The 26,253-nt window shown below is 33.1% G+C and carries 11 protein-coding genes and 1 pseudogene; 10 read left to right on the forward strand and 2 right to left on the reverse strand.

Going from position 1 to position 26,253, the window contains the following annotated elements:
* Nucleotides 1–654 precede the first annotated feature (654 nt).
* Complete coding sequence (locus ACFVRR_RS17445) at nt 655–4,782, forward strand: S8 family serine peptidase (RefSeq protein WP_387331166.1); 4,128 nt, start codon at nt 655–657, stop codon at nt 4,780–4,782.
* Nucleotides 4,783–5,021: 239 nt separating this feature from the next.
* A complete protein-coding gene (locus ACFVRR_RS17450) occupies nt 5,022–5,819 on the forward strand; it encodes an alpha/beta hydrolase family protein (protein WP_387331168.1) in 798 nt (265 codons plus the stop codon).
* Between the two features lie 176 nt (nt 5,820–5,995).
* On the opposite strand, the gene ACFVRR_RS17455 is transcribed toward ACFVRR_RS17450, so the two are convergent.
* Nucleotides 5,996–7,867: a hypothetical protein gene (locus ACFVRR_RS17455; RefSeq protein WP_387331170.1), complete on the reverse strand. Its 1,872-nt coding sequence runs from the start codon at nt 7,865–7,867 to the stop codon at nt 5,996–5,998.
* Between the two features lie 718 nt (nt 7,868–8,585).
* Between ACFVRR_RS17455 and ACFVRR_RS17460 the strand changes: the two genes are divergently transcribed.
* The 6 genes from ACFVRR_RS17460 to ACFVRR_RS17485 all read left to right on the forward strand — a co-directional run bounded on the left by ACFVRR_RS17460 (nt 8,586) and on the right by ACFVRR_RS17485 (nt 22,558).
* Nucleotides 8,586–12,818 carry a S8 family serine peptidase gene (locus ACFVRR_RS17460; protein ID WP_387331172.1) on the forward strand — a complete coding sequence of 1,411 codons (4,233 nt, stop codon included), beginning with the start codon at nt 8,586–8,588 and terminating at the stop codon, nt 12,816–12,818.
* Nucleotides 12,819–13,066: 248 nt separating this feature from the next.
* Nucleotides 13,067–14,323, forward strand: a complete 1,257-nt coding sequence (locus ACFVRR_RS17465; protein ID WP_387331174.1) for a helix-turn-helix domain-containing protein — start codon at nt 13,067–13,069, stop codon at nt 14,321–14,323.
* A 465-nt stretch (nt 14,324–14,788) separates the two neighbouring features.
* Complete coding sequence (locus tag ACFVRR_RS17470; RefSeq protein WP_387331176.1) at nt 14,789–18,952, forward strand: S8 family serine peptidase; 4,164 nt, start codon at nt 14,789–14,791, stop codon at nt 18,950–18,952.
* Nucleotides 18,953–19,223: 271 nt separating this feature from the next.
* Complete coding sequence (locus ACFVRR_RS17475; protein ID WP_387331178.1) at nt 19,224–20,120, forward strand: LysR family transcriptional regulator; 897 nt, start codon at nt 19,224–19,226, stop codon at nt 20,118–20,120.
* A 468-nt stretch (nt 20,121–20,588) separates the two neighbouring features.
* Nucleotides 20,589–20,864 carry a nucleotidyltransferase domain-containing protein gene (locus tag ACFVRR_RS17480; protein ID WP_387331284.1) on the forward strand — a complete coding sequence of 92 codons (276 nt, stop codon included), beginning with the start codon at nt 20,589–20,591 and terminating at the stop codon, nt 20,862–20,864.
* 245 nt (nt 20,865–21,109) lie between these two features.
* A complete protein-coding gene (locus tag ACFVRR_RS17485) occupies nt 21,110–22,558 on the forward strand; it encodes a spore germination protein (protein ID WP_387331180.1) in 1,449 nt (482 codons plus the stop codon).
* A 211-nt stretch (nt 22,559–22,769) separates the two neighbouring features.
* On the opposite strand, the gene ACFVRR_RS17490 is transcribed toward ACFVRR_RS17485, so the two are convergent.
* Nucleotides 22,770–23,681 (reverse strand): LysR family transcriptional regulator, encoded by a 912-nt coding sequence (locus ACFVRR_RS17490; protein ID WP_387331182.1) that lies wholly within the window; start codon nt 23,679–23,681, stop codon nt 22,770–22,772.
* Nucleotides 23,682–24,023: 342 nt separating this feature from the next.
* Here ACFVRR_RS17490 and ACFVRR_RS17495 point away from each other — a divergent pair.
* Nucleotides 24,024–24,798 (forward strand): annotated as a pseudogene (locus ACFVRR_RS17495) (SDR family oxidoreductase).
* Nucleotides 24,783–26,183 (forward strand): aldehyde dehydrogenase, encoded by a 1,401-nt coding sequence (locus ACFVRR_RS17500; protein WP_387331184.1) that lies wholly within the window; start codon nt 24,783–24,785, stop codon nt 26,181–26,183. Before ACFVRR_RS17495 ends, ACFVRR_RS17500 begins: the two are co-directional and overlap by 16 nt.
* Nucleotides 26,184–26,253: the final 70 nt, after the last annotated feature.

Below are 26,253 nucleotides of genomic sequence, written 5' to 3' on the forward strand. Positions count from 1 at the left end.
TAATATATAAGTTGAAACATATGTTGACATATATGTTGTATTTAAAGCCATATTTAATAATGTATTATCATGATTTTTTATTCCTATCAGTACGAATGTGGTATTGTTTTATTTGTTATTATGAAATTGAATAGGAAACAGAAAAACTCTAACCAATTTTCTTTGGTTAGAGTTTTGATTTTCTAGCTTTTTCTTTCAGCCAATTTAACATCTTTTCATCATTTTTTTACTCTGTCGCTTATTTTCTTTACGGATATTAATTTTAAAGCAACTTGGCTTATTAAGCAAACAGGTTCGATAGGTCGCATATCAATCACCTGTCAATTTATTTATTAAAAATAAATTTGTTAAACATAGAAAAATCATACAATTAATTACCATTTATTGGATAAAATTAGACATTTAATAAGAAAAATCACCTCTTTCGTTAAAATCTTAGGAAACGTTTAAAATCAACAAAATTCATTTTTTTATTATGCTTTCTGACTTTTCCAAACATTTTTTTTTGAGAAATTAGAAAGCTTTTAATTCATGATTAAGAAAAACGTTGATTTTATAAGGAATAAATAACCCAATTGACTGGTTATTGAATTTTCTGAATAATCAAACTGTAAGGTTAATTCCTTAAAATAAATTTGAAGGGGTGTATTGTATTTGAAGAGCAATTTTGTAATGCCACTTAAAGTTGTTTCTACTAGTTTTATAGCAGCTAGTTTGCTATTTTCTAGTCACACTTTTGCTTCGGTTGATTCTACTTTTAAAGGTGGCGTATCAAACGTTGAGCAATATTTAAAATATTTAACAAAAGAAGATCGAAATCGAGTACATAATAACTTTGAAACAGCGGATCAAGAAAAATATGTATCACCCAAGCTCGATACGACTAGTAATAAACCAGTAAATATCATCGTTCAATTTGCACAGGATCCAGCAAAAACGGATGTGAAGAAAAACGAAGAAAACGGAGTTGAAGTCTCTTTAGATGAGGCAAAAAATAAAGTAGAAAAATCTCATCAAAATTTTAAAAATAAAATTGGACAAGCAAAACAAGCTAATTCAAGTATTAAAATTCGTAAAGAGTATCGTCAAGCATTTAACGGTGTTGCGATGACTGTACCGGCTAATGAAGTACATACTATTCTTGCGATGGATGAAGTAAAAGCAGTATTTGAAGATAAAGTAATCAAAATAGATCCATCTCCTACAGATATTCAAACAACTGAGTCAAGTAGTCATTCTCCTGCAGTAGATAGTACTGATAATATCGGTGCAACACAACTTCATGAAGAAGGTATTACAGGTAAAGGTGTCAAAGTTGGAGTAATTGATACGGGGATTGACTATAATCATCCGGATTTAAAAGATGTTTATAAAGGCGGATATGATTTCGTGAATAACGATTCTGATCCAATGGAAACAACTTACGAAGATTGGAAAAAATCTGGAGAACCTGAAATTAGTCCATTAGGTGGCTCGACTTACTATACTTCCCACGGTACTCATGTTTCAGGAACGATTGCTGGTCAAGGTAAAAATAAAACTGATTATGCAGTTACTGGAGTTGCACCTGGAGTTGAACTTTATGCATATAAAGTACTTGGTCCATATGGTACAGGCTCTACAAGTAATATTATTGCAGGGATTGACAGAGCTGTAGCAGAGGGAATGGATGTTATTAATCTTTCACTAGGATCTGATTATAATGATCCACTTGATCCAAATGCAATTGCAATTAATAATGCTTCATTGGCTGGTACAACTGCAGTAATTGCAGCTGGGAACGCTGGTAGTGACCTATATTCGCTTGGTTCACCAGGAACTTCTCCACTAGCTATAACAGTTGGTGCAAGTGATTTTTCAATGACAATTCCTACAGCTACTGGTACGGTTAAATCAAATGATAATCTTTCATTAACAAATTTGAAACTACTTGCAAAAAGCTTTGATGATGATTTGAATACTTTAAAAAACCAATCTCTACCATTAGTTTTTGTTGGATTAGGTAATAGTGAAAGTGATTACAATGGAAAAGATGTAAATGGTAAAATCGCACTGATTGAACGTGGGATCCTCAGCTTAAATGAAAAAGTCATGCTTGCAAAGAAACATGGTGCAAAAGCGGTATTAATGTATAATAATAATCCAACAGAAGGTCAAATTCCTCATTATCTAGGAAACGGCTTTGACTTTATACCTTCATTTACACTTACAAATGAAGATGGATTAAAAGTTGTTGATAGAGTAAAACAAGGTAATACGACATTTACTTTAAACTCAATTGGTGAAATGAAAACTAGTGGAGATACATTAGCTGATTTTAGTTCACGCGGTCCTTCAAACAGATTTTATGATATTAAACCAGAAGTTACTGCACCAGGAGTTTCTGTATTCTCAAGTGTACCAGCTTATGAAAACGGACCAAATCATCTAACTGACTATACTAATGCATATATGATTGCATCTGGAACATCAATGGCTACACCTCACGTTGCTGGAGCTGCTGCCCTTCTTTTACAAAAACATCCAGAATACAAACCAGAAGATGTCAAAGCAGCTTTAATGAATACAGCAGATAAACTACAAAAAGATTACAGTGTATTTGAAGTTGGTGCAGGAAGAATTGATGTATATGAAGCAGTACATTCTGACGTACATATTAAGGTACTAGATAAAACGATCAGCACGAAAGAAGGTAAAGATGTAACAATACCAGATGTTACTGGTGCATTAAGTTTCGGACCACAAGTTACTGAGGACAAAGAAAAAACAGATTCTCGAGTAGTTTCTATTTCGAATACTAGTAACCAAAAGAAAACATTTACTGTTCAAGTTAAGTTTAATCAAAATGTAAAAGGAGCTAAAGATGCTTCAACTAATAATGTGACTTTAGATGTTCCAAATACGATTACACTTAATCCAAACAAAACGATAAAAATAAAACCAACGATTCATATTCCTGCTTCTGCTGAATTTGGTAACTACGAAGGATATATTTATATTACAAACAATAGTAATCCTGATGAAGTTTATCAAATACCATTTGGATTCAAGCATTTACAAGAAGGCATTAATACGATCAATGCATATGAGGACGCCTTCACAACACGACGTGATTTAAATAATAGTTTCCCAGAAGGAACAGGTATTGAATTTTCACTAAATAGTCCGATGGAAACGGTAGATCTTGTATTAAAAGATGCGAAAACTGGGAAAGAACTCGGTCTGGTTGATGCATACCAAGGACTTTTAACAGAGGATACTCCTTTTGAAACTGAGTACGGATTTAATGGACTTTATAGCGCATTTACAGGTCATAAGGATCATCCAATTTCTTATTCCAAAAGGCTTGCTCCTCCAGGTAAATATGAATTAGAACTAATCGCTACTAACAGAGAAGGTAAAATATTTAAAAAGTCTGATACATTTTACATCGAAAATACTAACCCAGTCGTAAAAATGCAACAACCGGGTGGAGTATATGAAGTAACTGAGGATGGTATGAATGTAAAAGGAAATATTACTGATCAACAAGTAGATATCATGAATCAGAACGGATTCAAATGGGATCAGTCGTCTAATATGATTAACTTAGTTAATAAAACAAAATTTTCTTCAACCCCATTAAAGGTTGAAAAAAATGGTGACTTTGAATTTAAGGCTGGTCTTTTAGATGGTCAGGATGTAACAAAGATAAGCCTTGACGCCCATGACTATGCACAAAACGGTATGCAGGATCACCCTGATTTCTCCTACACGCTTGTTAAAAAAGGGCTTCCATATGCTAAATTAGTAGCTAACAAAAATGATGTGAAATACGGCGAAAATGTAACTCTATCACTTAGTGCAAATAATATTAAAGATTTAACAGGTGGAGAATTTACATTATCATTCCCTTCAACGGTATATGACATTGCAGATGTATCTTTAAATAAGGATTATGTTTCTTATGCTAAGTCAAATGGTTTAAATGCTAATCTTAAAATCATTGAGCAAACGGCAAGTAAAATTACACTTAATACACAATTAACAGGTGATTCAATCCAGCCGATCCAAACTAATATGCCATTAATCGATATTACATTTAAAGTGAAGGAAAAACCTACTAACTATATTAAGTGGATTCAAACTATTGATATTACAAAATCTACAGCATTCTCTTTAAATCAAGCACCTGCGACAATTAAAGGATTTGGTCAAGGAATCAATATAGTTCCAACCTACTCTCAACTTGAAGGTGGAATACTTGCTGACGGATTTTTAGATGATTGGGGCATTTGGTTAGACTACAAGAAGGATTTTTCTAAAGCTGGCATGAGCTTAAATTTAGTTTCAAAAAGTGGCAAGACTTATACCGGAGAATTTAACAGCAGTGCACGCTACTTTGTTAAAAATCTTCCAGCTTCAAATGAAGATTATGATTTAACAGTCAAAATTCCGGGACATTTCGACCGTCATGTAACCGTTAATGATCTATATGATGTCACGAATGGTGACACTGTTGGTCGCTTATCTTACATTTTATACGCACCAGTTATGGGTGGAGATGTCAATAACGATAATGTAATTGATGTCTTAGATGCAGATTATATTAAAACATATTGGGGTACTAACAAGCGTGCAGCCGATATCAATTTTGATGGAATCGTTAATGCAACGGATATGAATTATGTTAAAAAGAATTATTTAACACCAAATCCTGATGTCCAAGACGTTCCAAAGGCTAAAAAGAAAATTAAAGGTGAAACTTTAGAAGACATTTTGAAGGATTTAGGTATTCAATAAAAAATAATAAAAAATAGAAAACGTCGGGGCACTAGACCTGACGTTTTTAAGTGATATAGATTAAACCTATATAAAAAATTCAACATTTGTCATCGCTTTTAAAGCAATGCGATAGTTGATAAGGAAAACTGGAATAGGTATGAGTAAATTACACGTATGTAAGGAAAAATAAACAGCTTTCTTTCAAAGGATAAATTTAATGGTCAAATAAAAAAAATGAATGTAAAGGAAAGAAAATTATGCATCGAATTGCTTATGGAGAAAATAGAAATCAATTTGGAGACTTAAGGTTGCCTGCAGGTAAGGGCCCTTTTCCAGTTGCAATTATTATTCATGGAGGATTTTGGAGAGAACAATTTAAGCTAGATCAATTAGATAAATTTGCTGAAGATTTAACGGCTCGAGGTATTGCCACATGGAATATTGAATATCGTCGTGTTGGGCAAGAAGGAGGAGGTTGGCCAGGTACTTTTCTCGACTGTGGTCAAGCGGTGGATTTTGTTCGAATTCTTGCTGATTCCTATCCACTTGATATACAGCAAGTTTTCACGATCGGACATTCTGCTGGTGGACATCTAGCCTTATGGACTGCTGCGAGACATCAACTTCCTCAAAATAGCATTGTAAAAAATACCAAAAATCCATTGAGGTTGAAAGGTGCAATTAGTCTTGCGGGAGTAGTCGATTTGGACCTTATGTACGAAATTCATCAACTAAAAGAATTGAAGACAGAAGTTGGAGAAAATCCAACGCGTGATCTAATGGGTGGACCTCCAAATGACTATCAAAGTAGGTATAAAGAAGGCTCACCAATTTCTCTCTTACCCATTAGTCTACCACTTGTCCTTATTCACGGTTCACTTGATATTCATGTGCCAATTCGTATTAGTATGGATTTTGAAAAAGCTGCAAAAGCTGCAGGGGATAATGTTCATCTGATTACCATCCAAGACGCGGACCACTTTAAAATCATTAATCCAAAATCGGATACATGGCATGTAGTTATAGAATCAATATTAAACCTGTTAAATGAATGATGAGTCTTAAAATAATGCATGAAAAACTAACATAATTTAGATTCAACAAAACTTAAAAGTCTTTGACATACAGGACTTATAATGGTTACAAGAGTAGGAACGAATGCATAGAGGAAGTATTTATTTATTATGAAAATTGAAAAGAGAAAATCAAAACTCTAACCAATTTTCTTTGATTAGAGTTTTGATTTTCTTGCTTTTTCTTTCAGCCAATTAAGCATCTTTTCATCATTTTTCTTATTTTGTCGCTTATTTTCTTTTCGGATATATCGAGAAAGGGTAGTGTGAGCGATTCCCATCTCTTCTGCAGACTGGCGAATACTCATAGCTAAGGAATCAATCATCTCTTTCATATTTTCTGGTGTAAGAGTTACCTTCGTTGAAATAGTAAAATCGAATGATTGTTGTTCAGAATCAATTGTTGGTTTGGAGTTCATCTTTTTTGATAATTCCATAATAGGTATTTTTTTTTCTAATTCAAATTCAACTGATGCAGCTATTTGACTTCTAGCAATTTCTGATTGTTTTGTGAGAAGTTCTTCGTGACTTTGAGTAGCTATCTTTTCATAACTGAATTCTTGCATACGTTCAATTATTTTTTCATCAATTGTATAGTTCGAGTTTACCAACAGTTTTTTTTGATTTTCCTTTACGACAATATCAGTGGGTAGAATAATTAAATTGAGCTTAGACCAATAGCTTTGAAACCAGCCTTTTTTACCGACTTGGTCTTCATTTACAGATTCCGTATAACCCCAACTTTTAATTACACCATCTTTTTGTAATTCATCTAATACGTTTTCAAACTTGTCCCTCTTTTGTACTCCGTTGTACCGCGTGGAGATATCCATAACTTTTAACAGAGTTGACACTTTAAAGGGTTGCTGTAATGTACGTTTAATCGTTCGGATTTTCCATTGAAGGTTTAAGTAACGAGTTAATCGTTTGTGTTCACGTTGTGTGAAATGGCTATACTGAAAGACTTTTAAATCTAACAAACCAAGTGACCGGTTAGGACCATCTAAATAAGGAGTCAAAATAGATGTTGGTTTTACTTGTACTGCATAGATTCCCTTTGGTTCGCCAGATTTTTTGTCATACGCCACACGTATTTTTCCAATTTCAAACATTCTTTGAAAATCTTTGAACTTATAGAGCTCATTGTCCTGAATTTCTTGTGTATTTACCACTTTTACTTTCTGATCGCCAAGTGATATCCATATACTGGAAAGAGCAGCAACCCGTTTCATAATATTGAATCGATCCTCTTCACGAAAATCAAGCACTTGTCCTTTAGCCGACCGTTTTTTTAAATTTCTAAGTCGTAGTGCGTCATTACTATGAAATTCAATATACCCGTCACTGCTTTTAGGAGATACCAACCATAAATAGGTAATTAAATCAAAAAGGTCCGCGGTCATTTCATCCAATGAATGGATGGTAGATTCAATCAACTCTAGCCACATTTCTTGTTGATCGGAGGTTAAATCAATATTTTGTGATTCAAAGGGTCTAAGCTCGGCCAATCCTCTTACTTTTCCACGATTGTCTATAATCTCAGTTGCCAAGTAGCCTTCTTCTCCTTCTTTAAATTCCTTTTTCTTTGTCACGATATCCCTCATAAGATGGTATTCCATATCCATACTGGAGTAAATATAATCACGTTTTAACACATCATTGATTTTTTCTTCGTTTACGCTTCGTTTTACTTCATCATTGGGAAACTCGTGTACAAAGTGGCCCGCCAATATCACTTTGATGGTGTCAGCATATTTTTCAACTGCTTCATTAATCATTTGTTTTGTTATATATTTTTCAAAATATAAAGTTTGAGTAAATAAGAAAAATAATGCTCTAAAGCTTGGGCCCATTGCATTGCAGGGGGATTGGTACCTAACCTCATCTTCTGTCATACTATAGGCTTCCGTTTTCCATTTCTCAAGGATATACTGGCGATCAAGAAATAATCGTTTCGTTTCTTCATATATACAAATTTTTAATATCTCGTAGTTTAAAATCTGATGATCTAGTATATTTTCATATTTCACTGACAAGAACATCCTCTCAATTTGCACCAAATAAAGTGCAAAATAACATATCTCTTTACTCATTTTATCATAAAATGCACCACGAAATTGTTATAATATCAATGATTTGTTACAAAATGCACCAAATACCACACAGGTTCCGCTGAAATAGATAAAATGCACCAAATACTACACAGAATCTACTGAATAGGTAAAACGCACCAAATACTACACAGATTCCGCTGAAATAGGTAAAACGCACCAAATGTTATATAGATTCCACTGAAATAGATAAAACGCACCAAATACTACACAGATTCCGCTGAAATAGATAAAACGCACCAAATACTACACAGTTTTCGCTGAAATAGGTAAAACGCACCAAATGCTACACAGGTTCCGCTGAAAAGATAAAACGACCAAATGCTATATAGATTCCACTGAAATAGATAAAACGCACCAAATACTACACAGGTTCCACTGAAATATGAGAAAGCGATTTATTATAAATTATTTAAAAAGTAAACATCCATATTTTCAAAAAAAGGCCTCTTTCTAACATGGAAAGTGGGTTTCATTATATAAGATTTTCTTATAAGGTATTATCATTTCTAATTTTATTTGAAAATTTTGATTTTATATAATGACATTTGTAGCCTGTTCATTGGATTATTCAGAGAAAAGCTTACAATAGTTCTGGGACAAGCACTAACATAACAAATGCTGGGGGTCTAGAGAAATGCGGGAAAAGTTTAGTAAGAAGAAATTTGTTAAAAATGCTGCAACGATCACATTAGGTGTAGGTTTAATTTCTAGTAGTTTTCAAGGTTCATATTTTCATACATCTTCAAAGGCAAAGGCGGCTTCAATAAATACAAAAGCAGAGTCGATATTAGCGAATTTAACACCAGCTCAAAGACAGGCTCTTAAACAGCTTTCTACAAATGATCAAACTGGTTTATTTTTAAGTCCTAATGTCAATTTAGAAAGCACTGCGAATGTTTCGGTTATTGTTCAATTTAATCAAAAACCACATAAAGTGGCAGTACTTGAAGCAGCATTAAAGGGTAATAGCTTGTCAGATAGTGAGGCTAAAAGCTTAGTAGATGCTGATCATGCTACATTTGATAAAGATTTACAGGCGCTATCAAGTGAAGATGGAAAGAACTATAAAATTAATAGAGAATATAAAAATGCATTTAATGGCGTCTCTTTAAAATTACCAGCTAATAAAGTAAAATCACTTTTAAAATCGAAAGCAGTAAAATCAATTTATAGCAATGCTACTGTTCAAGTTGAGAAACCATCTAGCGAAGCGACGCCTTCGACTGAAGCAGCGTCTCATGGGATGGCCGCTGAGAATAACTTTTTAAATGTTAATAAATTACATGCAGAAGGCTATACAGGAAAAGGAATAAAAGTTGCGGTACTTGATACTGGGGTTGATTATAATCACCCTGATATATCTCCTGCATATAAAGGATATCGTGCTCAACCTGGTGTTGATCCAAAAACAATTAATCCGAATTCAGTGAAGGGTTGGGATTTTGTTGATAATGATGCTGACCCAATGGAAACCACATATGCGGATTGGGTAAAAGCTGGAAAACCAAATCCAACAAACAACGGTTCAGACTATTATACAGAACACGGTACACATGTATCCGGAACAATTGTTGGACAAGGTAAAAATGATAGTGATTACTCTACCATTGGAATTGCGCCCGATGCTGATTTATATGTTTACCGCGTGCTTGGTCCTGGAGGAAATGGAGCGACTGATGGAATCGTTGCAGGAATCGAAAAAGCGGTTGCAGACGGTATGGACGTTATGAACCTATCTTTAGGAGCAAATTATAATGACCCTTTAACTCCAGAGTCAATTGCAATTAATAATGCCGTATTAAGTGGGGTGACTGCAGTTGTTGCAGCTGGAAATTCTGGAAGTGGTATGTATACAGTTGGTAATCCAGGAAATGCTTCTTTAGCTCTAACGGTTGGAGCAAGTGATGTTCCAAGCGAAATTGCTACGATGAAAGCAACAGTAGATAATAAAACTGCTGATTTACGACTAATGGCAAAAGGTTTTGATAGTAATTTAAATACACTATTGTCACCTAGTCAACCACTAAAAGTTGTTAATGTTGGCCTAGGAAGCTCTGCAGATTATTGGGGGGCAAATCAACGTATCGATGGAAAGGTTGCATTGATTCAAAGAGGTTCAAATACAATTAATGATAAGATTTTACAAGCCAAAAACCGAGGTGCAGTCGGTGTGATTATTTACAATAATAATGAAGCTGAAGGCCATTTACCGTTTAACTTAGGTGAAGGTACCGATTTTGTTCCCGCATTCTCAATGACGAATGCAGATGGTGTAGTATTAGCTCAGAAAATTCCAGTTAATTCAACTGGTACGATTTCATTTAGTGATCTTGGAAATATCAGATTATCAGGCGATAATTTAGCGGATTTCAGTTCTCGTGGACCATCACGTGTAACATATGATATTAAACCAGAAATTACAGCTCCTGGAGTAAGCGTATTATCAACAGTACCAGGATTTGTTCATAATCATGACAATCCATCAGATTATAAATATGCTTATGAAAGAATGTCTGGAACATCAATGGCAACACCAAATGTTGCAGGTATTTCGGCACTGCTATTACAAGCAAAACCAAATTTACAACCAGAAGATGTAAAGGCAATTTTAATGAATACAGCTGATCCACTTAGCAAGCCATATAGCGTATTTGAAATTGGAGCTGGACGTGTTGATCCGTACAATGCAATTCACTCGGATTTTGAAATCAAGGTAGAAGAAAAATTCCCTTCGATTATTAACAATAAAGAGAAATTAGTAAAAGAAAATACAGGTGCATTAAGCTTTGGCAATGAAACTTATAAAGGAAATGACATAGTAGATACTCGCGATGTTACTTTATTTAATAAAGGTGAAAAAGCAAAAACATTTAATGTGAGTGTAAAATTCAATACGAATTTACGTGGTTCAAAGGATGCAGAAGCAAACGGTGTGACATTAAAGACAGATTCAACGATAACTTTAAAAGGAATTTCGCAAAAGAAAACAAATGTAACATTAACAATTCCAAGTAAAGCTGAAAAAGGTATTTACGAAGGTTATGTAGTCTATACAAACAAAGATAACCCACAAGAAACGTATAAAGTACCTTTTGGTGTTCACTATGTTGAGCAAGGTTTTGATTACTTTACAATCTTTAAACGCTCAGTGCCAGAATCTCTTACTCAATCAAGTCAAAAATGGGCTCGAGGCAATGATCTTCATGTAAGCTTAAAATCGCATATGAAAACAATTGATGTCATTATTTCCGATCCAAAAACAGGTCAAGATCTTGGTTACGTTGGTTCATTTGATGGTACATTGATGGACGAAGGGGTGGATTATTCGATTCCTAATTTCTACATGGGATATTACTATCCATTTACGAATGACCCGGATAATCCAATTGGAACAAGAGAGGATCAATTGGTAGCACCTAAAGCTGGACAATACCAATTTAAACTAATTGGAACGGATGATAATGGAAAAACTTATACAGTAACTCAGGACTTCTTTGTTGATGGTACAGCACCTAAATGGGATATGCATGTGGAAGGTGAAGTACCTGGAAAACAAATTGTCGAATATAAAGATGGTCAAGATACTCTTGGTGTAACAGCTCATATATCAGATGATAATGTTGATGTAAAAAAGGCAACTGGTATGACTGCAGATCAAACACAAAATCAAATTTACTATTCTTACGACTATCCGCTACCAACCGGGAATATGACACTCGATAAAGACGGCAATTCAACTGATGAAATCGCGATGTTGCATGACAAAGATGTTTTAAGCGTTAAATTCGAAGGAATTGATGAGGCAACTAATGGTTATGTATCAAAACAATATTATTTTGTAAATGAACACACACCATATGTATATGGGCAACCAAATTATCCGACGAAACATAATAATGTGATGATCGAAACAGGCAAAACATTTACAATGACATTGACAGCAAACAACGTAAGTAAACTAATGAAGGCGAACTATAAGTTCTCAGATGCGAATGGTACAAAAATTACTAATATATCTTTAAATCCAGAAGCACAAAAGCTTGGTGGAACATTAGACGTTAAACAAACAACTTCAGAAAGCACAATTTCATCAGATGTGACTGTAAAATTTAATGGAACTACTGGAGTTAACGGTGATATCCCTATGGTTGACTTAACAATTCAAATTCCAAAATCATTAGCTCCAACTATGACTCAAACTTTTGATTGGGATGGGGTAAAATCAACTTTTACAAATGTAGATAATGTTTCATCTAATCCATTTACAAACATAGCACCAATAAGTATTTTAAATGACCAAACAGAAATTAAAGGAAATGTGAGTGTACAAGCATTATTAGACGCAAAAGGTAACTTTGATTATGCAAGAGATTACTCAAAGATTTCTCCAACATTAACGATTGTAGATAGTAAAGGAAAAGAAGTAAAATCAAATGTTTTAGCTAAAAATGGTTCGTTTGATATTCAAGGACTTAATCCATCAAAGGATGACTATACATTTATTCAAGATATTCCAGGTCATTTTACTACGTATAAAAAGTTTAATACTTATTTTGAGTTAGATGGTAATGTTTACGGAACGCAGTATCGTGTAGGCAGAGAAACGACACCAATCGCAACTGCTGGAGACGTAAACAAAGACGATGTGATCGATTTGATGGACGCATTAGCGATTCAAACATATTGGGGCACAAATAAGCGCAGTGCAGACATTAACTTCGACGGAACGGTTGATGCAAAAGACCTTGCATTTGTTGAACAGAATTACTTAATGCAAAATCCTTGGGTTGCAGCGCCACCTAATCCAATTAAAAAGTATAAAGGTGCGACCTTAGAATCTGTTAAGAGTCAATTAGGTTTACAATAAAAAGAAATAAGCCTGTTCTCATTTTTTGAGTACAGGCTTATTAATAATAGAATATCAAATTGAAAAGTTAGTGAATACTTATCACATTGAAATAGGGGAAGAGCTCTTCTAGTTTTTAAAATTCCTTTATAAAACCAATTGATACCGATCTGATATCTACTTTATTTTTTTACATTTTCAATAGTATGCTCAGTTGCATTTTCTAAAGCTTCTATATTTAGATTTAAACTTATTAGAGGAGGCTAAATATGTTTGTTGGGGAATTCATCAAATATTATCGAGAGAAAAAAGGAATTAGTCAATCAAAATTAGGTGAAGGAATTTGTGGGAAAACGTATATTAGTAGAATTGAAAGTGGGAAAGTTATATGCTCCCCTGAAATAATTACCAAATTAACAGATCGGTTAGAAATTGATATTAACAAAGAAATTGAATCGTTACAACTTATTGAAAAGCACTTAAATGATTGGAATCACGCAATCATCATGCGAAAAAATACGCAAATCGAAAGAATAAAAATAGAATTAGAACAAAATCCATTTATAATGCCATCTAGACATGCGGCGTACTATCTGCTCCTAACAGCAAGGTACTATCATCTTAAAAATATGGTTCAAGAGACAAAAAATACAATCGAATACATAGAAAAAGAGTTTCAATCATTATCTAATTATGAACAAAATCTTCTTTTACATATTAAAGGAATGTATTGTATCAGCACATTTAGGACAGTTAAAAATGAGACATGTCAAACTGCAGTGAATCTATTGAAACAAATTAATATTGATGACTATAGAAATGAAGAGTATTACTATCACTTAGCGCTTGCTTATCATCATGCTAAGGCAAAAGTACTCGCATTTTCATATGCTGAAAAAGCACTTCAATTTTTTAATAAGACATACAATCATGTAAACGCTATTAATGCTCAAGTATTAATGCTAATGAGTTTAGATAGTGAAAGGCATATTGATTTTTTAGAGTTGATTGAAAATTACAAGGACTTACTTCATAATTGTGAGATTTTAGGTGTTTATGAAAATAAACTAAATATTTTCTTTAAGTTAGGAGAAGAGTTCTTTAAAAGAGGTAGTTTTGAACAAGCTGCTAATTACTTTGAACAAGCATTTCAAATGAAAGATAAATCTTCAATAAAATACGTTCGACGATTATTTCATTTTATTGAAGCATGTTTAGAAGGAAATTTATTAAGGGAAGAGGAACTTTTAGAAAAAATAGAAATAGGTAAGAGGCTAGCTAGAAAAACATGTCCAATCTATTTCAATTTATATGAACTATTAGCTTTGAAATGTAAAAAGAAACTAAGCCAATATTATGACTTTCTAGCTGAAGTAGTAATTCCGCTGCTTATCTCAACGAATAATGCTTCTTTTTTTGAGCAGTATGGAAAAATTCTATATCAATACTATATAAGACAAAAAGAATATGAAAACGCTATTAAGATAGAATTAGAGTTTAGAATGATGGATCAAGTATTTAATTAAAAAATCATTAGTTAAAGACTTGTTCTCTAATGACTTTCTTATAACTTAAAAGTATAAATTTGCAGCTAGAAAGCTTATTCGAGTGCTAGCCAATTTTAGGGATTAAGTATAACTGCAACTACGTCTCTGTCTTCGATTAAAAAGCTCGCCGATCGACGAGTTTTCTTTATGTAAAGGCTAATTGTAATAAATATTTTAACATTAAGATGAAATGTTCCTCAACATTCGAAAAGAATTATGTCGGAATATGTCTGAATGATATAAAGATGTAGATATAATAGGGAAAATATAACCCGATTGATTAAAATGTGAAAATTCTTAATAATTAAATTAAATAATGGGACATTCTTTTACAATTTGTTCCTTTATTTTTGCGGAAATAAGAAAGGGATATGTCAAAACAATCACATTTTGTACTTCAATGTAGAAATCTACCTTGTCGTAAATTGCCTAGGAGGAAGAGAAGTGGGGAAAAAGACAGAGAAAAAGTTTTTAAAAAGCTTTACCGTTTTAGCTTTAACATCGAGTTTTATTTTGGGTTCACTTGGAGAAGTATCGACTAGCACAAAAGCAGCAAGTCCAAGGAATGTTGAAGACATTTTAGCGAATTTAACTTCGGAGCAAAGAGCAGCACTTGAACAGCTTTCGACTAATGAAGAATCGGGTCTTCAAATTTCCTCAGATATTAATTTAAACTCAACAGAACAAACAAGTGTCATTGTTGAGTTTGCAAATAAACCTGCAAAAGTTGCTCAAATTGAAGCGAGTGTTGAAGGGAAATCATTAACTGCTTTAGAAGCAGCAAAATTAGTCGATCAAGATCATGAGACATTTGCTGAAGATGTTGGTCAAGTATTAGAAAGTGGCAAAACTAAAAAAGTAGATTATACGATTAATCGTTCATATAAAAATGCTTTCAATGGTGTTTCAATGAGTCTACCGGCAAACCAAATTAAGAATCTATTAAAATCAAAAGCTGTTAAGGCTGTTTGGAGTAACAAAACATTTACAATTGATCCTCCAAAGGAAAACGATCAATTAAAAGCGGATGAAGCAAATGTTTCAAACTATACACCGTATGACGGACTAGATCGTTTACATGCGGAAGGATTTACTGGAAAAGGAATTAAAGTAGGGATTTTAGATACAGGTATTGATTACAACCACCCAGATTTGAAAGATGCATTTAAAGGTGGATATGATTTCGTCGACAATGACAATGATCCAATGGAAACTACGTATGCAGATTGGGTAAAGGCAGGAAAACCTGGATATCAAAATGGAGCAGACTATTATACTGAACATGGTACACATGTTGCCGGTATTATCGGTGGACGTGGTGTAGCAAACAGTGAGTTTAAAACAGTTGGTGCAGCACCTGAAGCAGACTTATATGCTTACCGAGTACTTGGACCAGGTGGTGGTGGTACATCTGATGCGATTATTGCCGGAATCGACCGTGCAGTTAAAGATGGTATGAATGTTATTAATATGTCACTTGGGGCTACATTGAATGATCCACTTTTCGCGACTTCAATTGCCGTAAACAATGCAGTATTAAGTGGCGTTACGACGGTTATAGCTGCGGGAAATAGTGGCGATCAAATGTATACACTTGGTTCTCCAGGTGCAGCTGCATTAGCTTTAACAGTTGGTGCATCATCCATCGCACTTGATATTTATCAATATGCAGGTGTACAAGATAGTAAAAACTATACATTAAGACAATTAGCAAGAAATTATAAAGATGATTTAACAACATTAAAAGGAAAAACATATCAACTTGTTGATGTTGGACTAGCTAATCCAGCGGACTTTAATGGAAAAGATTTAAACGGTAAAATTGCGTTTATTAAACGTGGATCAATTGCATTAATTGATAAAATCAAAAATGCAAAAGCAAAAGGTGCAGTTGGCGTATTAATGTATAACGATGAAACAAATAAAGCAGAAGGTCCAATTCAAGCGTTCCTGGGGGAATCAGTCGATGCGATTCCAGCATTCTCAGTATCAAATGATGATGGTAATACAATCGCAGCTGCGATTAAAGCTGGTAAAACAGACTTCACATTCGGAGATTTCACAAAATTAAAATCTGCTGCTGATGAATTAGCGCAATTCAGTTCTAGAGGTCCATCTCGAGTGAACTATGATATTAAACCAGAAGTAACAGCACCTGGTGTATCAATTCTTTCAACAGTACCATTCTATGTAAACGATAAAACAGTCGATGGATCAAAACCAGAAGATTACAAGTATGCGTATGAGCGCTTATCAGGTACTTCAATGGCTACACCTTATGTAGCAGGTGTATCAGCTCTATTACTTCAATCAAATAAAGATTTAAAACCTGAAGATATTAAATCAATTTTAATGAATACTGCTGATCCACTTTCAAAAGCGTATAGCGTATTTGAAGAAGGAAGTGGCCGAGTAGATGCTTATGAAGCAATCCACTCAAATGTTGAATTAGAAGTAGTTGATAAAACGCCAACAATCATTGATGGAAAACAACAATCAATTCAAGAATTAACAGGTGGAATGAGCTTTGGTTCATTTGGATTTGATGATCAAGATATCGCTGATTCACGTACTGTTACATTAAAGAACCGTAGTGAGAAAGCGAAAACATTTAATGTAGATGTGAAATTCCAAACTGGATTAAGAGGTTCTTTAGATGCAGCTAAAAACAATGTAACATTAACAGGACCTACATCTGTAAAATTAAACGGAACTAGTCATAAATCGATTAAGTTTAACCTAAATATTCCAAAAACAGCAGAAAAAGGGACATATGAAGGTTATATCACTTTCACAAATACGCAAGATCCAACTGAAACATATCAAATTCCATTTGGTGGCCGAGTAGTAAATGAAGGAATTGATTCAGTTGACGCTTTACCAATGTTTTCAACTGATACAGCATGGCCAGAAAATGCTTGGCCTTTCGAATCATTTTCATTCGCATTAAAATCACATATGAAAACATTAGATATCATTTTACAAGATCCTGTTACGGGTGAAGACCTAGGATTAGTAGGTTCGTTTAATCCGATTTTATTGAATGAAAACCAAACTTATTATGTTACAAGAGGATTCACTGGAACATATTATCCATTTACTGGCGACTCAAAGAATCCAATTAGCAGTCAATCAGAAATTGCACAACCAGGACACTATAAAATAAAGCTGGTTGGAACAAATGAACAAGGTAAATCATTCACAAAGTCATCTGATTTTATTTACGATCTAGGGGCACCAACTATGACTTCTAGCTTTGATTCATTAGACCAAAAAGTAATTGAAACTAATGATAGCCAATTTGATTCAAATGGACAATTCTTATACGACTTTAACATTAACTTAAATGATCCTGAAACAGAAGAAGCAAGTAAACTAGGTCTTCCAGTTGATCAATCAGACAATTCAGTTGTTATGTTTAATAATAGTTCATGGCCAAAAGCACCAATTTATACAGATAAAAATGGAAATTACACTGATAAACTTGTCGTTAGAAAACAAGCTGAACCTTTACAAGTACAGTTTTATGGAATGGATTATGCAAGTAACTTTAATGGAAATGCTTTTAATATGTTAAGAGTTGTTTTTGTGGATCACAATTTACCTTATTACTATTTAAAGGCAAATAAACAAATCGTAACAACAGGAGACACAGTAAATTATAGTGTTCGATCAAATAATGTTAAAAATTTAAAAACAACTAAAATTACAATACCAGTTGATTCTAACATTGCTTCAATTGAAAATGTAGTTGTAAATGATGCAGTAAAGCAATATGGTGATGCACAAGTGTCAGTAACAACTGCTCCATCAGGCGGTATGTTAAACTATACAATTACATTCACTTATATAGGGGATAAGGTATTACCAGAAGACTTACAGTTATTTAATTTCGACCTTAAAACTGCTAAAAAGTTTACAGATGGATTTTATGGAGGATCTGCTTTCAATTGGTATACAATGACAGCTTCTACGATTGATCAATCAAATGTAGAGACGAATAATGTTTACTCTTACATGGAAAGTATTAAATATAAACCAACATATTCAAGATTAAATGGAACAGTACAAGTTGAAGGTGCAACAGATTCTTCAGGTCTTCCTATTTATTCAATAGATTTAAGTAAAGTTGGAGCAAATGTAACGGTTACTTCTTATGATGGAAAAACAAGTGTTAATGCGCCGAGTTTAAATAAGAATGGTCAGTATATCATTGAAGGTCTAAAAGCTGAGGCAAATCCTTATACGGTATCAGTTGATGTACCTGGTCATTTCACTATGAACAAACAAATTGTTTTATCTAATAAAGTGCGTGGTGAAGTAGTTGGAAGATGGTTAAACTGGAATTTACCACTTGCCGCAGCTGGAGATGTAAACAAAGATAATGTGATCGATATTCTAGATGCATTAGCGGTACAAACATATTGGGGTACAAACAAAGCAACTGCAGATTTTAATTTTGATAAAGTAGTGGATAAAAAGGATATGGACTACATTGTTAAAAACTTTGGAATTAAAAATCCAACTGTTTCAAATGCTCCAAAAGCAAAAACAACTTATAAAGGTGTTACGTTAGATGATGTATTAAGTCAATTAGGATTACAATAAAAATAAGCCTGTTCTCATAGTTTGAGAACAGGCTTATTTTAAAAATGGTATTTTTATCAGGGGAACTAAAAATTAAACAATATATTGTTTAAAATAAAATAATTTTATATAGGAATTATGATAAAATAAATTGAAATTAGTGATAAGATAAGTTTAATAAACTTAATACAAAGTTTATCTGTATTCAAAACAGTATAAGAGCGGACATTATAGTTTAATTCATTTCAAACAACTAGAGTACATCAGTTTCAATCCGAATGAGGAGATGGATATGAATATAGAGAAATTTGAATATTTGATTGAAGTTGCAAAAACGGGATCATTTTCGATTGCTTCACAAAATCTTTTTGTAAGTCAGCCCGCTATTAGTCAATCAATAAAAAGTATTGAAAAGAAACTTAATGTTAAAATCTTTGAACGATCAAGAGGAAATACCGTTATTCCAACAGTTGAAGGAGAAAAGATAATTAAATTTGCGAAGGAGATATTTTTAACGTATCAGGAACTAATCGATAATGCGAAATTATTTAACAATAATATGACGGGGAACTTGAAAATATCAGCTGTCCCTGGATTTAATAAATCACTTTTGGGACCATTTTCAGTGATTAAAGATGAATATCCAAATATCAATATCGACATCTCTCAAAAACCTGGTCATGATATTATTGAAGATATAATAGAAGGCCGAAGTGATATAGGTGTGTTAGGACTAGTTAATGTTTTACTTGAAAAAAATAACCGTATTATTTATCGTAATCTGACTGAAGCCAAAGTGAAATTAATGGTCAGTAGTAAGTCTCATTTAGCTAAAAAATCTTTCGTTACTCCTCAGCATATTTTGAAGGAAACACTTATTGTTTATAATGGAGTATTCATTCAATGGTTTAAAAATAATTTCTTTAATCAGTTTGGTGCCATGAAGGAATTATATTCTACTACCAATATTGATATGATAAAGAATGCTGTCTTTGAAAACTTAGGTGTATCATTTGTGCCAGATTTTAAAGGTGCAAACTATAATTTTAATGAAGATGAAGTTACCCTACTAGATATTGTTGATTATGATGAAGTGGATCTTCAATATGTTTGGATTATTTCTAGAAAAAATCAAGATTCGAAAATGATTAAAGATTATTTAAGAATCCTAAAAAAAGAATTTTTGTGAATTGAAACTTAATTTTTTTTAAAGCTAATAGAACTATATCATTTTTATTGCACAAAAATTGCACAGATTAACTAGAATCAATAGAAAAAACAGACTAACAATGCATAAAATTTCACCTACCCCTTGATTTAATGGACTAACTTAATCTAATGTGTTTAATAATTCTGAATAATGCCTGTATGCTGTAATTGACAGGGGAGGGCTCGCTGGTTCAAGTCCTTTTGGGATCATACTAAAGAGAAGGCCTAAACCTAAGTATATCAAGGATTTGTTTTTTTATATTTTCAGTTATTTCCATTTTTTGTAGTGAATATTATTCATTGCACAAAGACTGTAATAATTGATAAGGGAATTAATTGGGATGTCTATTATTGCAGAACAGTCTGAATAATTACTTTTTTTATTTGTATTTGAATCACGTCGTAATCAAAAAGACTAGCTAAAGATTCGCTAGTCTTTTAAATCGAAATATATCCTCAAGGCTCATTAAGTATCAGCACTACTGTAAAACCACTTGCTAAACAAGAGTTTGATCTAGACTTAGTTTGCCAAATTAACCAATCTTGGCAAGGAAAAGATTCCCTGAAATTATTAGACTCCATTGAAAAGCGTCTCAAAGAAAATAAAATTTACCAAGACATGGTTGAAAGAAAAAATCGATGTATACGATTAAATTATGCGAATGAATTTCTCATGGATATTCTACCAGCCCATCTACCTTTTGAGCTTGCTCCAATCTGTTAGGCTTTAATTCCAAAAATAAGAAGTGAGATATTCATAATGACCAAATATAACTGCGATTAACAATGCCTTTCTAAATAAATACATGTATTCAAGGAGAAAAAGTACAAATTAGTGTGCTTTTTCTTTTTATATATGAATTTATGATTGATAAATAAGAAAGATAGAATCTGTTAGATATATATTTTTCCTACATAATCTGAAAATCAAAGTGCATACTAATTGAAAAATCTCTAAGGGGCTTTTAAGTGAATAGCATAGAACAATCTACATTATCAACTAAATTAAATAAGAATATAAACTATTTAAAAGAGAAGTTCAATCATTCCACTGATTTGAAAATTAGACTAATTACAATTAATGAAGAAATTAAACGAGAAGTTGCTATTCTATATTTAGATGGAATAACAAATACACAAAACATTCAAGATAATATCCTAACACCTTTGATTAAAATCATGAAATTTGAAAGTGTAGATGCTGTTATTTCTCGTCATCTATCAATTGTCGATGTTATTAAAATAACAACCTTAGATGAAATATTATCAGGACTAACCAAAGGGAAGACCTTAGTATTAATTGATGGTTATACTGAGGGGATCTTGGCGGATACTTCTGATTGGCAAATGAGATCAATCAATGAACCTGATACACAAAGGTCGATAAAAGGTTCATTAGTAGGATATAATGAGCAATTAAAGGTAAACGTTAATTTGTTAAGAAACATAATACAGTCACATAAGCTTAGTATTGAAAATTTACAGGTTGGAAATGAGACAAAGACGGATGTAGCCATTATATATATGGACGGTTACGTTGATAAAAGCGTTTTAGAAGAAACTAGAAAAAGAATTAAAGAGATTGATGTTACTTATTTATTGGAAGCTCGAGTTATAGAGGATGCTTTAGAAGGGAAAAAAACGCTTTTTCCACTTGTTTTCACATGTGAGCGACCGGATGTCACTGTTTCGGCATTGTATGAAGGCAGAGTTGCTGTTCTAGTTAATGGAATTCCGTATTCGCTTATTGTACCTACTCTTTTTCTCCACTATTTTCATCAACCAGATGAATATAATTCGAAATCTGGAAGGTATGGAAACCGCTTTTTGCGTTTTTTTAGCTGGTTTTTTTCAATTATATTATTAGGTCTATATGTAACGATAGTACGTTTTCATCATGATTGGGTTCCAACCCACTTCGCAAAAATTTTTTTCAAAAAATCGGATACACTTCTTCCTATTATTTGGGAAATTTTTTTCGTAATGATTATATTTCAATTACTTACAGAAGCTTCCTTACGTATACCGAAATCCACAGTCATTATTGTTTCACTTATTGGTGCAATTGTAATTGGACAGACTGCGGTCACTGCAAAAATTATTCATTCAATCACTTTAATCATTGTAGGAATTAATTTCTTATCTAGTATCGCAATAGCTGCTGGTGGTTTATACGGATCAGTTTTAACAATGAGGATTATCTTTCTATTTTTGGGATTCTTTTTTGGTTTAAAAGGTATTATCATTGGATTGGTGATCCTTTTAATTTATATGGCGTCTTTAAAATCATTAGGGGTACCATATTTAGCACCATTCATTCCATTTCGCCCAAAGGAGATGAAAGATGCGTTTATACGTGGAGATTTACGAAAGTTAATAAATAGTAAACATTCATATCCGCATAAAAATAGAATATAAATTTAATCAAGAATGAAAAGAGAAGAAAAAATGGATGATCATGAAACATGTTCATCCACATTTATTTTTCAAGTCAAGCTAGTTTATTAATTTAAAATTTATCTTTCTTTTTTCTCATTCAAGTAAATGGCAGGATAGTTGAATAAACAATAACTAGAATAACGATCTAAGTAATCTAAGATGTTACTTGATCCAATCGAATATCTGATTTTTAATTACATGAATTTCTGTAAAGTTCAGCTTGAAGTCGCTTGATAAAGTTCTTAGCTACCGCTGAAAAATGTCTATCTTTTGCTCGTACCCATACTAAGTCTACAGATGCTTGATCCGGATTAATAATATCAATTGCAACTGCTTGACCGCTCAATATATAAGGTTCAGATTTAGCAGTATAATCAAGACATATGGTTATAGCTGTATTGGAGTCTATCGCACTTCTAAGAGAATCAACGTTATTTGTTGTGAATAACAGGTCAATTGAGCTTTGTTTATTAATAAAATTTTCAAAATACCATTTAACATAGTCATCATCATATAGAACGAAAGATTGATTTTGTAAATCTGCTAATACTATCGTTTCATACTTCGTCAATAAGTTGTCTTTACTTACACAGGCCTTCATCGTCACTTCCTGTAAAACCTCAAAAACTAATCCTTCTCCTCTTTTTACAATTTCATCGTGAAATATGACTATTCCAATATCCGTTTTATCATTTTTCACGTCCTCAATAATTTCTTGAGATCCTTTTTCATCTATTTTGATTTTTATGTTCGGAAAATCTTTCTTAAATGTAGCTAAAGTGTTAATAATAAGTGCCATTTGCCCAGGAACAGTTGCTATTTTTAATTCACCGCTAATCCGTTTCGAATGTCCTTGAGCTATTTCCTTTAAAGAAGTTATTTGATTTAGAGCTTCGATTGCTTTTTTAATAACCTCCGTTCCTTCTTCAGTAGGGGTCGTACCTTGTCTTGTTCTTCTAAATATTTGTATTTCTAATTCGTCTTCAAGATTTGAAATGGCTTGACTAATCCCTGATAAAGTTACATGGAGATTTTGTGCTGCAATTGATAGAGAGCCTGTTTTTGCTACTTCAGCAATATATGTAAGTTGTTCAATATTCATATGAAAACCACCTTAATCGTTTCTTAACTCCCCTTAAAATATGTTAACTATATATAAATTCAAAAGCACTATATAATTAATTTATAATTTTAAATATTTAAAATACTTATAATAAAAATGCTTATAAACATAGAAATTATGGAGGGATTTTTAATTTTTACATCTTTAAAATAAAAATCAGCTAGGGAATTTCATCACTTTGTAAATGCTTACGAATATTTTAAAATTTCTATTCAACTAAGTAAATACTAGTTCGAAAAAAAAGAGGAGGAGTTCATATGGAAAGATTAGACAAATAAAGTTTCTGTAATCACTGGTGGAGCATCTGGTATTGGATTAGCCATTGCAAAACTTTTTTCAAAAGAGGGATCTAAAGTAGTTATTACTGACTTGAATGAAGAAAAGGGACGTTTAGCTGCTGAAGAACTTATTTGAGAAGGTGGGCAAGTGTTATTCATTAAACAAGATGTGACTAAAGAAGAAGATTGGAAACATGTGATTAAGACAACTAAGTCGCAATTCGGTAAGGTGGATGTACTCGTTAACAATGCAGGTATTGGATTTTTTCGAGGAATGCACGTTTGAACAGTGGCGCTCAGTTATGACGTTAAATTTAGATAGGGTCTTTTTAGGGACAAAATATGCCGTATTAGCGATGAAAGAGAATGGTACAGGTTCAATTATTAATATGTCCTCGATTGTAGGAAAAGTGGGAGACCCGAATCTTCCTGCGTACAATGCAAGTAAAGGAGGAGTCACTTTATTAACAAAATCGGCTGCTCTATATTGTGCAAAAGCTGGGTACGGTATTCGTGTCAATAGTATTTCCCCTGGATTTATCGAAACTCCGATGATTACGAGCGCACGCCAATTTTCTCCAGAGTTACATCAATACTTAACATCTCTTCATCCTGTTGGCCATTTAGGTAACCCAATGGATATAGCTTTCGGAGTATTGTATTTGGCTTCAGATGAATCGAAATTTGCGACTGGAACTGAACTTGTAATCGATGGAGGATATGTATCTTACTCGAAATTCATAGCGAGTTTAATAGTGGCTCTGCAATTAATATTAAAACATGCTGAAAGGATTGACTGTGAGTGGAGCAATTACTAAGTTCTTCAACAGAGGCACCAGAGTATAGTTCATTACTAGCTGAACAAAGAGAATTTTTTCAAACCGGAGCAACTCGTACATATATTTTTCGTAAAACGCAACTGGAAAAACTATATAAAGCCATTTCAGACAATGAAAGGCTGATTTTAGAGGCAGTCAATAAAGATCTTCATAAAAGTGAATTTGAAGGATTCTTTGCGGATGTTGCTCTTATCTTACATGAAATTTCATATGTGAAAAAGCACCTACATAAATGGATGAAACCAACTAATATTAAAACTCCTCTTACACACTTCGGAAGCCGTTGTAAGATTTATCGCGAACCTTATGGAGTGAACTTGGTTGTATCACCTTGGAATTATCCGTTTCAATTGACCTTTATTCCACTAATTGGAGCAATTGCAGGAGGGAATACAGCTATTGTAAAACCGTCAGAACTTACACCAAATTCATCTGCGCTTATCACAAAGATTATAACTGATACTTTTCCAATTGAGTACATATCTTGTGTTGAAGGTGGAGTTGAAGTAAGTACAGCGTTATTAAAAGAAAAGTTTGATCACATTTTCTTTACTGGAAGTGTAGAAGTTGGCAGTGTCGTGATGCGAGCTGCAAGTGAGCATCTTACACCTGTAACCCTTGAGCTAGGAGGGAAAAGTCCAACAATCGTTGATAAAAGTGCGAATTTAAAGTTAGCTGCTCGTAGAATTGCATGGGGTAAATTCTTTAACTCCGGTCAAACATGTATTGCACCTGATTACATATATGTTTCAAGTCATATACAAAAAGAGTTTCTTTCTCTACTAAAAGAAGAAATTAAACGTTTGTATTCCGAGGACCCATTATCTTATAAAGAATACACACACATTGTAAATGATCGACATTTTAAACGTTTACAAAACTTAATGGATGGACCGTCGATTTATTATGGAGGAAAGGTCGATGAAACAACCCTTGTAATTGAACCGACAATTTTAACGAATGTTTCATGGAAGCATCCAGTCATGAATGAAGAAATCTTCGGTCCAATTCTCCCAATTATTCCTTTTAATTCATTAGATGAAGTAGTAATGGAAATTAATAATCGACCAAAGCCGTTAGCTCTTTATTTGTTTACTGAAAATGATTCGATAAAAAAGAGAATAGTAGAAGAGATTTCATTTGGTGGAGGGAGTATCAATGATACTCTGTTCCATTTAACAACCCCACATTTACCATTCGGTGGTGTCGGTTCAAGTGGACATGGGTCTTATCATGGGATTCATTCCTATAAATGTTTCACCCATGAAAAAAGTGTCCTTTCACAAACGACTAAATTTGACCTTAGTGTTCGATATCATACAACAAAAGGAGCTCAAAGTATTATTAGAAAACTATTTAAATAGCTTCCTTATCCTATATTGATAGTAAATCAATTGTGAGTCACAGCCAGTTATTAACTGGTTGATAAATAAA

This window comes from Gottfriedia sp. NPDC057948, assembly GCF_042887255.1.
Classification (GTDB): Bacteria; Bacillota; Bacilli; order Bacillales; family Bacillaceae_G; genus Gottfriedia.